Raw genomic sequence first — 13570 nt, 5'->3', positions numbered from 1 at the left:
GTCACACCTCCAGGATCCAGGTGTCCTTGGTGCCGCCACCCTGGGACGAATTGACCACCAGCGAGCCCTCCTTCAGCGCGACGCGCGTCAGGTCGCCCGGCACCATCTGCACCTCCTTGCCCGAGAGCACGAACGGCCGCAGGTCGATGTGGCGCGGGGCCACGCCGCTGTCGACGAACGTCGGGCACGACGAGAGACTGAGCGTCGGCTGGGCGATGTAGCCCGAGGGATTGGCCTCGATCGCCTTGCGGAAGTCCTCGATTTCCTGCTTCGTCGATGCGGGGCCGACCAGCATGCCGTAGCCGCCCGCACCGTGAACCTCCTTGACGACCAGGTCCTTCAGGTTCGCCAGGACGTACTTCAGGTCCTCGGGATCGCGGCACATGTGCGTGGGCACGTTGTTGAGGATCGGCTTCTCGCCCAGGTAGAACTCGATCATCTTCGGCACGTACGGATAGATCGACTTGTCGTCGGCGACGCCGGTGCCGATGGCATTGCAGATCGTCACGTTGCCGGCGCGGTAGGCGTCGACCAGGCCGGTGGTGCCCAGCGTCGACGTCGGCCGGAACACCGAGGGATCGAGGAAGTCGTCGTCGACGCGCCGGTAGATGACGTCCACCCGGCGCGGGCCGCGCGTGGTGCGCATGTAGACGTAGCGGTCCTTGACGAACAGGTCCTGGCCCTCGACCAGTTCCACGCCCATCTGCTGCGCCAGGAACGCGTGCTCGAAGTAGGCGCTGTTGTACATGCCGGGCGTGAGGACCACCACAGTGGGATCGGGCGCGCCGGGCTGGGCCGAGGCGCGCAGCGTCTCGAGCAGCAGGTCGGGATAGTGGGCGACGGGGGCGACGCGGTGCTGGCTGAACAGGTCGGGGAACAGCCGCATCATCATCTTGCGGTCCTCGAGCATGTAGCTCACGCCGCTGGGCACGCGCAGGTTGTCCTCCAGCACGTAGTACTCGCCCTCGCCCTGCGCGTTGGGCGCGCGCACGATGTCGATGCCCGCGATGTGCGAGTACACGCGGTGCGGCGTGTAGACGCCCATCATCTCCTTGCGGTACTGCGCGTTGTTCAGAACCTGCTCGTGCGGGATGACGCCGGCCTGCAGGATCTCCTGCTCGTGGTAGACGTCGTGCAGGAAGCGGTTGAGGGCCGTGACCCGCTGCACCAGGCCCTGCTCCATCCGGCGCCACTCGGCCGCCGGGATGATGCGCGGGATGAGGTCGAACGGGATCAGCCGCTCGGTGCCGGCGCCGTCCTCGTCCTTGGCGCCGTAGACCGCGAAGGTGATGCCGACGCGGCGGAAGATCATCTCGGCTTCCTCGCGCCGCGCCCGCATCACGTCCTGCGGCTGGCGCGCCAGCCAGTTGGCATAGCGCTGGTAGTGGCCCCGCACCCCCTGCATCTGCGTCTGGCTCATCCCGCCCATGGACTGGGTCTGGAACTGCAGCGGCCCACCGTCGGGCAACTGCTGGAACATCTCGTCGAATTTCTGCATGGCGTGGGGCATCCCAGCCGCAGGATAGCAACAACCAGGCCTTGTTCAGGGGGACAACGCGGGCAAACGATGGTGCCAGTAGCGCCTTTCCGCCTCGCGCTGGCAGCGCACCGCCCCGGGTGTCGCGGTCGACCAGGTCGCCGCGCCGCATCGAGGTGAATCGACCACGTCGATGCCGCGCGCCAGGTAGCGGTCCATCACGTCGGGCGCCGGATGGCCGAAGCGGTTGCGATAGCCCGCCTGGACCATCGCCCATTGGGGCTGCACGGCGTCGAGGAAGGCGGCGCTCGACGAGGTGCGGCTGCCGTGGTGCGGGACCAGCAGCACCGTCGCGTGCAGTGGCGCGCCGCGGGCCAGCAGCGCGGCTTCCTGCGGCTGCTCGATGTCGCCGGTCAGCAGCGCCGACTGCGTCGCGGTCGCGATGCGCAGCACGCAACTGGCCGCGTTGGGTTTCGCCGCCGCGACTGCTTCGGCTTCGTTCGGATGCAGCACCTGGAAGCCGACGCCGTCCCAGGTCCAGTGCTGGCCGGCGCGGCACGGCTGCAACGGACGCAAGGCGGCCAGCGGGTGCGTCGGTTCCAGCGACGCGAGCAGCGCGGCCTGCGGCTGCGTCGCCAGCACCGACGCCGCGCCGCCGGTGTGGTCGCTGTCGCGGTGGCTCAACACGACCGTGTCCACCCGTTCGTCCAGGGCCCGCAGCAGCGGCACGAGCACCCGTTGCCCGGCGTCGCCATCGGTGCCGTAGCGCGGGCCGGTGTCGAACACCAGCGTGTGCGCGGCCGTGCGCACCAGCACCGCATTGCCCTGCCCCACGTCGGCCGCGAGCAGTTCGAACTCGCCCGGTGCCGGCCGCGGTGCCTGCCACAGCAACACGGGCAGCAACAGCGGCAGCCCGAGCGCGCGCAACGGCCACGGCAGCCGCATCGCAAGAAGAAGACCGCCGAGCACGCCGGCCGCACCGGCCCACAGCGGCGGGACTGGTGCGGCCCACACCGCGAACGGCAGGCCTGCCAGCCACGGCAGGCCCCACGCCAGCGCCTGCACGGCGATGGCGGCCAGGTCCCACACGATCGGCAGCACCACGCCCGCCATCGCGAGCGGCGTGACGACCAGAGTGACCCAGGGGATCGCCACGAGGTTCGCAGCCAGCCCGATCACCGAGACCTGGCCGAACAGCAGCAGCGTCAGCGGCGCCAGGGCGAGTGTCACCACGAGCTGCTCGCGCAACAGCCCCACAGGCTTCTGCCACCAGCGCGACCGGTGCTCCGGGATTCCCGGGTCGGTGGCGAACAGCACGCCCACCGCCACGAAGCTCAGCCAGAAGCCGGCCTGCAGCAAGGCCCATGGATCCACGGTGACCACGACCGCGGCGGCGGCCAGCCAGGTGACGGGCCATGGCCAGCGGCATCCGGCGATCCGCAGCGCGCCGACACACGCCAGCATCAGCAGCGTGCGCTGGGCCGGAACACCCCAGCCGCTGAACAGCGCATAGGTGGTGGCGAGCACCAGTCCGCCGACCAGCGCGGCGTGCGGCGCGGGCCACGCAAGGCACAGGCGGGCGCTGCGCCGCCAGGCCGCGCCGATCGCCAGCGCCGCGACCCACGCGAACATGGTCACGTGCAGGCCCGAGATCGACATCAGGTGCGCCACGCCGGTGGCGCGGAACACGTCCCAGTCGGCACGGCCGATGGCATTCTGGTCGCCTACCACCAGCGCCGCCAGGATGCCGGCCGCCTGCGGATCGGTCACCCGCTGCTCGATGGCATCGCGCGTGGCCTGCCGCGCCTGCTCCACGGGATGGCGCCAGGTCGCCTCGACACGTCGCGGGGGCGCATCGCCCTTGCCCGCGCGCACCTGCCCAGTGGCCTGCAGGCCCTGCTCCCACATCCACAGCTCGAAGTCGAACCCGCCGGGATTGAGGCTGCCATGCGGTGCGCGCAGCCGTACGGTGAATTGCCAGCGTTCGCCGGCGCGCAGGCCGGGCGCCTGGCGCTGGTCGTCGAAGGCGCCCGCACTCGCTGCCCATGGACCTGCGTACCAGCCAACGGACAGCTGCGGCGGCAGGGACACCGTCCGGTCGCCGATCCGGGCCGACTCGACCTCGAACCGGAATCGCAGCCCGAGCTCGGAGCGCTGCGGCATGGCGGCGATGGTGCCGATCACGGTGACGTCCTGGCCTTCCAGGGCCGGGTCGAGTGCCGTGGCCGCGAACGTCGCCGCGCGACCACCGCAAAGCGCGAAGCCAGCGACGGCAGCGAGCGCAAAGGCCGGCACTGCGTGCAACAGCACGGACCGCACACGGACCCTGGCCAGCACGACCAGCAGCGGGATGGCCGCTACGCCCATCGCTGCATACGCGTGCAGCGACCACAGGTCCGGCTGCTGCAATTGCACCGCCGGCCCCACCACGGCGCCGATCAACAGCGGGATGCCCAGGCGGGCTGGCCAGGAGGGTGCGCTCATCCGGGCTCAACGATGCGCGCGAAGCCCTCGTGGTCGGGACTTGCCCCTCGTCGCATCGGAGGATGCACCACGGCGGCTTGCGCCCGCACCGGCGCGGTGCCACCGCGTGCGGTCGCGCGGCCCCAATGCAGCGGCGGTCGCAGGTAGCATGCCTTCATGTCCATCCACGCCGCACTGAACCACGTCACGCACTACCGCTACGACCGGCCGGTGCGGCTCGGGCCCCAGGTGGTGCGGCTGCGTCCCGCGCCGCATTGCCGCAGCAAGGTGCTGTCGTACTCGCTGCGCGTGGAGCCCGCGAAGCACTTCACCAACTGGCAGCAGGACCCGTTCGCCAACTACCAGGCGCGGTTGGTGTTTCCCGAGCCCACCACCGAATTCAAGGTCACCGTCGACCTGGTGGTGGAGATGGCGGTCTACAACCCGTTCGACTTCTTCCTCGAGCCGAGCGCAGAGACCTTTCCGTTCCGCTACGAGCCGTCGGTGGCGCAGGAACTCGCGCCGTATCTCGCACCTGACGCCGCGACGCCGCTGGTGAAGGCCTATCTCGATCGCGTCGACCGCAAGGCGCGGCCGACCATCGACTTCCTCGTGGCCTTGAACCAGCAGGTGCAAAGCGACGTCCGCTACCTGATCCGCATGGAGCCCGGCGTGCAGTCGCCCGAAGAGACGCTGCGCAGCGGCAGTGGTTCCTGCCGCGATTCGGGCTGGCTGCTGGTGCAGCTGCTGCGCCACCTGGGGCTGGCCGCGCGCTTCGTGTCCGGCTACCTGATCCAGCTCGCGCCGGACGTGAAGGCGCTCGACGGTCCAAGCGGCACGGCCGTCGACTTCACCGACCTGCACGCCTGGTGCGAGGTGTACCTGGCCGGCGCGGGATGGATCGGCCTGGATCCGACCTCGGGCCTTCTCGCGGGCGAAGGCCACATCCCGCTGGCCTGCACGCCGCAGCCTTCGAGCGCGGCGCCCATCGAAGGCCTGATCGACGAGGCCGAGGTGGACTTCAGCCACCACATGCAGGTCACGCGCATCCACGAGTCGCCGCGCGTGACGAAGCCCTACACCGACGGGCAGTGGCGCGACGTGCTGGCGCTGGGCGAAGCGGTCGACCGCGACCTGCAGGCCGGCGACGTGCGCCTCACCATGGGCGGCGAGCCGACGTTCGTCGCGACCAGCGATCGCGACGCCGGCGAATGGAACACCGATGCGCTCGGCCCCACCAAGCGCGGCTATGCCACCGAGCTGGTGCACCGCCTGCGCGAGCGCTACGGCCAGGGCGGCTTCCAGCACTTCGGCCAGGGCAAGTGGTATCCGGGCGAACAGCTGCCGCGCTGGGCGCTGTCGATCTACTGGCGGGCCGACGGCCAGCCTTGCTGGCGCGACCCGTCGCTGTTCGCCGATGAGCGCGAGCCGCATGCCTACACCAGCGAAGACGCGAGGCGCTTCATCGGTGCGCTCGCGAGGCGCCTGGGCGTCACGGATCGCCACGTGCAAGCCGGCTACGAGGACGTCTTCTACTACCTGTGGCGCGAACGCAGGCTGCCGGTGAACGTCGATCCGTTCGACGCGCGCCTGGACGACGAGCTGGAACGCGCCCGCCTGCGCCGCGTGTTCGACCAGAAGCTCGGCCAGGTGGTGGGCTACGCGCTGCCGCTGCAGGCCGAGCCGCGTGAAGGCTCGCCTGCGGCTGCCGGCACGGCGTGGACGAGCGCACCCTGGTTCCTGCGCGACGAGCGCATGTACCTGGTGCCGGGCGACTCGCCGATGGGCTACCGGCTGCCGCTCGATTCGCTGCCGTGGGTGAGCAAGGCGGACTACCCGTACCTCGTCGAGCAGGACCCGAGCGCACCGCGTGCGCCGCTGGCCCCGACCGAAGTCGTGCAGGGCCGGTACGCGCAAGGGCCGGCATCTGCAGCCAGCGAAGCACCGCGGGCGTGGCAGGACCGGCGCGGCGGGCACGGCGACGCGGGCGCTCGCGGCGACGGACCCGCGCGCCCGGCCACACCGCCGCGGCGCTTCGAATCCGCCAAGGACCTGGCGCGCACGGCACTGTGCGTGGAAGCACGCGACCCGCGCCGTGCCAACGGACCGAAGGCCGAACTCGTGGGCGAGAAGCACGGCGTGCTGTACGTGTTCATGCCGCCGCTGGCCGACGTGGCCGACTACCTCGACCTGCTCGCGGCGGTCGAGGCAACGGCTGCCGAACTGCGCGTGAAGATCGTGGTGGAGGGCTATCCGCCGCCGCGAGACCCACGCCTGAAGCTGCTGCAGGTGACGCCGGACCCGGGCGTGATCGAGGTGAACATCCATCCCGCCCACGACTGGGCCGAGCTGGTCGACCACACCGAGTTCCTGTACCAGGCGGCGTTCGAGACGCGCCTGTCGGCCGAGAAGTTCATGACCGATGGCCGCCACACGGGCACCGGCGGCGGCAACCACTTCGTGCTGGGCGGCGCGACGCCAGCCGACTCGCCGTTCCTGCGCAGGCCCGAGCTGCTGGCCAGCCTGCTGCTGTACTGGCACAACCATCCGTCGCTGTCGTATCTCTTCTCGGGCCTGTTCATCGGGCCGACGTCGCAGGCGCCACGCGTGGACGAAGCGCGCAACGACCAGCTGTACGAGCTGGAGATCGCGCTGCGCGAGATCGAACGCGCGCGCGAAGTGCATGGCGAGCACATGCCGCCGTGGCTGGTGGACCGGACGCTGCGCAACGTGCTGGTCGACGTGACCGGCAACACGCACCGCAGCGAGTTCTGCATCGACAAGCTGTACTCGCCCGATTCGGCCACCGGCCGCCTGGGACTGCTGGAGCTGCGCGCGTTCGAGATGCCGCCGCACGCGCGCATGAGCATCGTGCAGCAGTTGCTGCTGCGGGCACTGGTCGCGCGGTTCTGGAAGCAGCCTTATCGCGCCCCGGTCACGCGCTGGGGCACGCAGCTGCACGACCGCTGGCTGCTGCCGACGTTCGTGCAGGCCGACCTGCACGACGTGCTCGCCGAGCTGCGCGAGGCGGGCTACGCGTTCGATCCCGCCTGGTTCGCGCCGCACTTCGAGTTCCGCTTCCCGCTGGTGGGGCAGGTGCAGGCCGCGGGCGTGGAGCTGACGTTGCGCAACGCGCTGGAGCCCTGGCACGTCATGGGCGAGGAAGGCGCGATCGGCGGCACCGTGCGCTACGTCGACTCGTCGCTGGAGCGCATCGAGGTGCGGGTCACCGGGCTCAACGAAAGCCGCTACGTGGTGACCGTGAATGGACGTGCAGTGCCGCTGCAGCCGACGGGCGTCGCAGGCGAGTTCGTTGCGGGCGTTCGCTACAAGGCCTGGGCGCCTGCGTCGGCCCTGCATCCCACGATCGGCGTGCATGCCCCGCTGACGTTCGACATCGTCGACACGTGGATGCAACGCTCTCTGGGTGGGTGCCAATACCACGTGGCGCATCCGGGGGGCCGGAACTACATGACCTTCCCCGTCAATGCCTATGAGGCGGAGAGTCGGCGGCTTGCGCGCTTTTCTCGCATGGGACATACGCCGGGGCAGGTGCAGGTACCGCCGGCGACGATCGATGTTCCCGGCAGCCGGGAGTTTCCGTTCACGCTGGACTTGCGGCGGGCGGTGTAGAGCGTGGTGGGCTGAGCGTTCGGGGCGCGCGGCAGCCGGTGCCTGGCAGGGCCGCCAAGTGCCCCCAAGGTCTGTCATCCCGGGCTTGACCCGGGATCCAGCGCCGCGCTTGTCCAGCCACCGCACTGGATTGCGGGTCGAGCCCGCAATGACACTGGGCTCCCTCATTCCCAGCTAAGACTTCCCTAAGCGTCATCTCACGATGCCTTCCTACAGTGACGTCACGGGTTCAGAAAGACCCGCCAACCGAAGAAACCGACAGTCACCCGAAAGGAAACCATCATGCAAGTCCGCTCGCTCATCGCCACCGCTTTCGCCGTCGCCACGCTCGCCGCGGGCGGCACCGCCTTCGCGCAGACCACGCCCTACGGCCAGGAAGGTGGCCAAGCCGACGCGTACGCGCCCGCCAAGACCCGCGCGCAGGTGCAGGACGAACTGGTGCAGTTCCGCGCCGAGTACCCGGTGAGCCCCTGGTCGTTCCGCTACGACCCGCTGACCAAGTTCAAGAGCCAGGCCACCCGTGCCGACGTGACCGCGGCCTACATCGCCGACCGTGACGCCGTCGCCGCCTTCACCGGCGAGGACAGCGGCTCTGCCTACCTGGCGCAGAACAGCGGCCGCGGCGTGCCCGCCAACGCGAACCTGGCCAGCAACGGCAACGCCGCGCAGGTCCGCTGACAGCGCGGCTGTCCACGCCCGCGGTGGGACAATCGCGGTGACGTGGACACGCCCCTCGACTCGCTCTTCGGCGACACGGCCGACGACCATCCCGCCCACCTGGCGGCGGCCCTCGCGCCGCCCGCGACCGCCGGCCACTTCGACGAGTTGCGCGGCGCCATGGCGCGTCCGGGCCAGCCGCGCGGACGTGACAACACCATCGCACCGGTGTGGGCCCGCTTCTTCGAGCACCTGGGCCCCGGCGGCTTCGCCGACCTCGACCTGCAGCTGCTGAACCTGTCGCGCCAGGTTCGCGACAACGGCATCACGTACAACGTCTACGCCGATGCCGACGGCCCGCAGCGGCCCTGGTCGCTCGACCTCTTTCCCCTGATCCTCACGCCCGACAGCTGGCAGCGCATCGAAGCCGGCGTGCTGCAGCGCGCGCGCCTGCTCGATCGCGTGATGGCCGACGTCTACGGCCCGCAGCAGCTGCTCGCCCGCAACCTGCTGCCGCCCGCGCTCGTGCACGGCCAGCCCGGCTACCTGCGGCCCATGCACGGCGTGCAGCCGGCCGGCGGCATGTTCCTGCACATCGCCGCGTTCGACCTCGCCCGCGATCCCCAAGGCCAGTGGTGGGTCGTGTCGCAGCGCACGCAGGCGCCCTCGGGCCTGGGCTACCTGCTCGAGAACCGGCTGATCACGTCGCGCTCGTTCCCCGCCGCATTCAGCGCGCTGAAGGTGCAGCGCCTGGCCGCCACCTACCGCGCGCTGTTCGACGGCCTCTGCGCCATGAGCCCGGCCGGAGCCGATGCGCGCATCGTGCTGCTGACGCCGGGCCCGTACAACGAGACCTACTTCGAGCATGCCTACCTGGCGCGCTACCTGGGCCTGACGCTGGTCGAAGGCAGCGACCTCACGGTGCGCGGCCAGCGCCTGTTCCTCAAGACGCTGCGCGGCCTGGAACCGGTGCACGGCATCCTCAAGCGCCTGGACGACGAGTTCCTCGACCCGCTGGAGCTGCGGTCCGATTCGCGCCTGGGCGTGCCCGGCCTGCTGCAGGCGATCCGCGCCGGCAATGTGCTGGTGGCCAACGCGCCGGGCTCGGGCTTCCTCGAATCGCCGGCCCTGCTCGGCTTCCTGCCCGGGCTGGCGCGTCACCTGCTGGGCGAGGAGCTGGCGCTGCCGTCGATTCCCACCTGGTGGTGCGGCGAGCGTGCGGCGCTGGACGCGGCCCTGCCACAGCTGGATGCAGGCGTGATCAAGCCCACCTTCGGATCCACCGCATCGGCCGTGTTGGGCCGGCACCTGGCGCGGCGCGAGCTGGACGAGTGGGCCGGTCGCATCGCACGCGAACCCGACGAACACACGGTGCAGGCGTACCTGCCGCTCTCGCAGATGCCGACGTGGAAGAACGGGCGCCTCACGCCGCGCTCGACGCTGCTGCGCGTGTTCGCGCTGTCCGACGGCTGCGGCAGCTGGCGCGTGCTGCCCGGCGGCCTCACGCGCATCGCCGGCGACACGGCCGACATCGCCACGATGCAGCGCGGCGGCAGCAGTGCCGACACCTGGGTGCTCACCGAGGGCGACGTCGACACGACCAGCCTGCTGCAGCACGGGCACCCCGCCACGCAGGCCTCGCATCGGGGGCGCACCGTCACCAGCCGCTCGGCCGAGAACCTGTTCTGGCTGGGCCGCTACACCGAACGCACCGAGAACACGGCGCGCCTCGCGCGGCTCACGCTGCAAAGCCTGAACGGGGAGGACGCGTCGTCGCAGCCGCTGCTGGCGTGGCTGGGCGAGCTGGCCAAGGAACATGGCCTGGTGCTGCCCAACGTGCCCTCGCCCGTGGTGTCGCGCCGCGTGTTCGAGCGCTCGCTGGTCGCCGCGCTGGGCGACACCCAGCGCGCCACCAGTGTCGGCTACAACCTCGGCGCGCTGCGCAATGCGGCGTCGGCAGTGCGCGATCGCATCTCGCTGGAACAGTGGAACCTCGTCGTGCGCGCTGACCAGGACTTCCTGCGCGGCTGCCAGCAGGGTCTGCAGGATGGCGAGTACTCGACCGTCGAGGCGCTGCGGCTGCTGGAGGCGCTCTCCGGGCACACGGCCGCGATGACCGGGGCGCAGACCGACCGCATGACGCGCGACGACGGCTGGCGCCTGCTGTCCACCGGCCGCCATCTCGAGCGGTTCGGCTTCCTCGCATCGGCGCTGGCCATGGCGTTCACGACCGGCGCGGTGCACGACGACGCCGGCTACGAAGCGGTGGTCGCGCTGTTCGACAGCACCATCACCTTCCATGCCGAATACCAGCAGCGGCACGACCTGCCGGCGCTGATCGACCTGCTGGTGCTGGACCGCGACAACCCGCGCTCGCTGGCCTGGGTGGCGCAGACGCTGCGTGGCCGTCTCGCGCGTCTGGAAGGCTCCGCGCCCGGCCAGGTGCCCGGCATCGCGCTCACGGTGCCCGATCCCGCCGGCTGGACGCTGGACGCGCTGTGCCGCACGGAAACGCTGCTGCCGCTGCTGGACGACTGCGCCCGTGCGGCCTGGCAGCTGTCGGACGACCTGGGCGCGCGCTACTTCACCCACTCCACGGAGCCGCGCGTGAGCGTCGGCGCCTGACCCGTTCCCCACCCGATGCTGCTGCACGTCGTCCACGCCACCACCTACGACTACGCGCCGGCGGTGAAGACGGCCCAGCACGTGGCGCACCTCAAGCCCGCCGATCGCTTCGGCCAGCGCCTGGTGCGGCATTCATTGCGCGTCTCGCCCGAGCCGGTGCAATGGAGCGAATCGGTGGACGTGTTCGGCAACACGGCCTGCTTCTTCGGGCTGCAGTCCACGCACGAGCGGCTGCACGTGGTGGCCGACAGCATCGTGTCGACCGCGGCGCCCACTGCACCGCACGACAGCCTGCCGTGGGAGGAGGCGCGCGAGCGCCTGAGCTACCACCGCGGCGCCGAGTACGATCCGGCCGCCGCGTTCCTGTTCGCGTCGCCCTATGTGCCGCGGCACCAGCATTTCCTCGAGTACGCGCGGCCCAGCTTCCGGGCGCGACGACCCCTGCACGAAGCGGCACGCGAGCTCGCGTCGCGCGTGCATGCGGACTTCGCCTACGCGTCGCAGGCCACCGACGCCAGCACGCCAGCGCTGGAAGCGCTCGCCTTGCGCCAGGGCGTGTGCCAGGACTTCGCGCACGTGATGCTCGGCTGCCTGCGCAGCCTGGGCCTGCCCGGCCGGTACGTGAGCGGCTATCTCCTCACCGAGCCGCCGCCGGGACAGTCACGACTGGTGGGCAGCGACGCCTCGCATGCGTGGGTGTCGGTGTACCTGCCGGCGGAACGCGGCCCCGGCATGTGGATCGATCTCGACCCGACCAACAACCGCGTGCCGGGCGAGGACTACGTCACCGTCGCGATCGGCCGCGACTACGGCGACGTGTCGCCGCTGCGTGGCGTGATCCACGGCGGCGCCAGCCACACGCTGCATGTCGCGGTCACGGTGGCGCCGCTGCCCGAGGGCGAAGCGGCTCCTACAATCGCCGACCCGAACGACAAGGAGCACGCATGACCATCGACGACAAGCTCAAGCAACTGGGCATCACGCTGCCGCCCGTGGCCACGCCCGCGGCCGCCTACGTGCCATTCGTGCAGACGGGCAACCTGGTCTTCCTCTCGGGCCACATCGCCAAGCGCGACGGCAAGCCGTGGGTGGGGCAGCTGGGCAAGACGATGCAGACCGAGGAAGGCAAGGCCGCCGCACGTGCCATCGCGATCGATCTCATGGGCACCCTCAAGGCCGCCGTCGGCGACCTCGGCCGCGTCAAGCGCATCGTGAAGCTCATGAGCCTGGTGAACTCCACGCCCGACTTCACCGAGCAGCACCTCGTGACCAATGGGGCGAGCGAGCTGTTCGGGCAGGTGTTCGAAGCCAAGGGCGCGCATGCCCGCAGCGCCTTCGGTGTCGCGCAGATCCCGATGGGCGCTTGCGTGGAGATCGAGCTGATCGCGGAAGTGGGCTGAGTCACTCCGCAAGGTCAGAGGTGTCATCCCGGGCTTGACCCGGGATCCAGCAACGGCGGCTTGATTGACCGCGGCGCTGGATTGCGGGTCAAGCCCGCAGTGACACCTGAGGGTCGGTCAGTGCCCCTCTCCGAAGACGCACGGTGCCGGACGCCGCCTGCCGCGCACCCCGATCAACCACCCAAGATCACCACTTCGGCGCGAGCTTCTTCCCCGGCAGCACCTCGTACGGATCCGCCCAGCCCGGGATCCCGCGCAGCCGCTGCACCCACGCGGCAATGTTCGGATAGCGCCCCTCCACCGGATAGCCGCTCTCCTCCACCGGATAGAACAGGTATCCCGACAGCGAGAAGTCCGCGATCGTCGGCGCGTCGCCCACCATCCATTCGCGGCCGGCCAGGTGCTTGTCGACGATGCCGAACGCGTTGTCGAGGCGGCCGCGCAACCATGCGTGGACGGCCGGGTCCGGCGGCTTGGGCGCGAACGCCTTCAGGAACCGGTACGGCGCGAAGTAGCCGGTGAACTTGTGGTTGTCGAACAGGATCCAGCGCAGCACCTCGAAGCGCTCGTCCGCATCGCGACCGCCGAACGCGCCATGGCGGTCGGCCAGCCACGTGAGGATGGCGCCCGACTGCGTGAGCCGGCGCCCGTCGGCGTCCAGCACCGGCGCCTCGCCCATTTCGTTGACGGTGGCGCGCCACTCGGGCGTGCGGTTCTCGCCGCCCTGGAGGTAGTCGACGAAGGTCGTCTCGAACGGCTGCTTCAGCGCGCGCAGCAGGAACGCGACCTTGAACGTGTTGCCGGACTGGCAGAAACCATGCAGGTGGTACATGCGCAACTCCTCGGATTGGTTGGATCGGGACTAGGACCTCTTCGGCGGGATCGCGTACGTCCCCACCGCGTGGGCCACCATCTCGGGCAGGCCCTCGGAATACAGTGACACCTCGCCCACCGCGAGCGTGCGGCCCAGCTTCAGCAACTTGCAGGCGCCGATGATGCGCCGGTCGGCCGACGGCTTGCGCATGAAGTTGAAGTTGAGGCTGGTGGTCACCGTCAGCGGCACGATGCCGATCTCCGCGAGGATGGCCACGTACAGCGCGACGTCGGCGGTGGCCATCATCGCTGGACCGGACACCGTGCCGCCGGGACGCAGCTCATTCGCGCCGACCTCGTGCGCCACGGTCGCCGACATGCCGCCGGCCTCGAGGACCTGCACGCGCGTCTGCGGGAATTCCTTCGCGATGAAGCTCGCGATCTCTTGCTTCGTTGCCATGCCCGCAAGTGTGCCGCAGCCGTGCTTGCGGCCCATTGCAGG

The 13570-nt window shown here is 70.4% G+C and carries 9 protein-coding genes; 5 read left to right on the top strand and 4 right to left on the bottom strand.

What is annotated here, in order from left to right; all coding sequences use genetic code 11:
• Nucleotide 1: 1 nt before the first annotated feature.
• Both ACPWT1_RS12820 and ACPWT1_RS12815 read right to left on the bottom strand, forming a co-directional pair.
• Nucleotides 2-1498: a circularly permuted type 2 ATP-grasp protein gene (locus ACPWT1_RS12820; protein ID WP_427911564.1), complete on the bottom strand. Its 1497-nt coding sequence runs from the start codon at nt 1496-1498 to the stop codon at nt 2-4.
• A 45-nt stretch (nt 1499-1543) separates the two neighbouring features.
• Nucleotides 1544-3961, bottom strand: a complete 2418-nt coding sequence (locus tag ACPWT1_RS12815; RefSeq protein ID WP_427911563.1) for a DNA internalization-related competence protein ComEC/Rec2 — start codon at nt 3959-3961, stop codon at nt 1544-1546.
• 156 nt (nt 3962-4117) lie between these two features.
• On the opposite strand from ACPWT1_RS12815, the gene ACPWT1_RS12810 reads away from it, so the two are divergent.
• The 5 genes from ACPWT1_RS12810 to ACPWT1_RS12790 all read left to right on the top strand — a co-directional run bounded on the left by ACPWT1_RS12810 (nt 4118) and on the right by ACPWT1_RS12790 (nt 12255).
• On the top strand, nt 4118-7573 hold the full coding sequence (locus ACPWT1_RS12810; RefSeq protein WP_427911562.1) for a DUF2126 domain-containing protein: 3456 nt from the start codon (nt 4118-4120) through the stop codon (nt 7571-7573).
• Nucleotides 7574-7855: 282 nt separating this feature from the next.
• Nucleotides 7856-8251 carry a DUF4148 domain-containing protein gene (locus ACPWT1_RS12805; protein WP_427911561.1) on the top strand — a complete coding sequence of 132 codons (396 nt, stop codon included), beginning with the start codon at nt 7856-7858 and terminating at the stop codon, nt 8249-8251.
• A 42-nt stretch (nt 8252-8293) separates the two neighbouring features.
• The gene (locus tag ACPWT1_RS12800) at nt 8294-10855 is read left to right on the top strand and encodes a circularly permuted type 2 ATP-grasp protein (protein ID WP_427911560.1); all 2562 of its coding nucleotides are present in this window, start codon (nt 8294-8296) and stop codon (nt 10853-10855) included.
• A gap of 15 nt (nt 10856-10870) precedes the next feature.
• Complete coding sequence (locus ACPWT1_RS12795; protein ID WP_427911559.1) at nt 10871-11803, top strand: transglutaminase family protein; 933 nt, start codon at nt 10871-10873, stop codon at nt 11801-11803.
• Nucleotides 11800-12255 (top strand): RidA family protein, encoded by a 456-nt coding sequence (locus ACPWT1_RS12790; protein WP_427911558.1) that lies wholly within the window; start codon nt 11800-11802, stop codon nt 12253-12255. Before ACPWT1_RS12795 ends, ACPWT1_RS12790 begins: the two co-directional genes overlap by 4 nt.
• A gap of 187 nt (nt 12256-12442) precedes the next feature.
• Here the strand turns inward: ACPWT1_RS12790 and ACPWT1_RS12785 are convergent, their stop codons facing one another.
• Entirely contained in the window at nt 12443-13087 is a 645-nt protein-coding gene (locus ACPWT1_RS12785; protein WP_427911557.1) for a glutathione S-transferase family protein, read from the bottom strand.
• Between the two features lie 30 nt (nt 13088-13117).
• Nucleotides 13118-13528, bottom strand: coding sequence for a PaaI family thioesterase (locus tag ACPWT1_RS12780; RefSeq protein WP_427911556.1), 411 nt, complete (start codon nt 13526-13528; stop codon nt 13118-13120).
• Nucleotides 13529-13570: the final 42 nt, after the last annotated feature.

The organism is Ramlibacter sp. MMS24-I3-19, from assembly GCF_050320135.1.
GTDB lineage: Bacteria > Pseudomonadota > Gammaproteobacteria > Burkholderiales > Burkholderiaceae_C > Ramlibacter.
The sequence above is the reverse complement of the archived record's forward strand: the minus strand, read 5'-3'. Positions and strand labels throughout refer to the sequence as shown.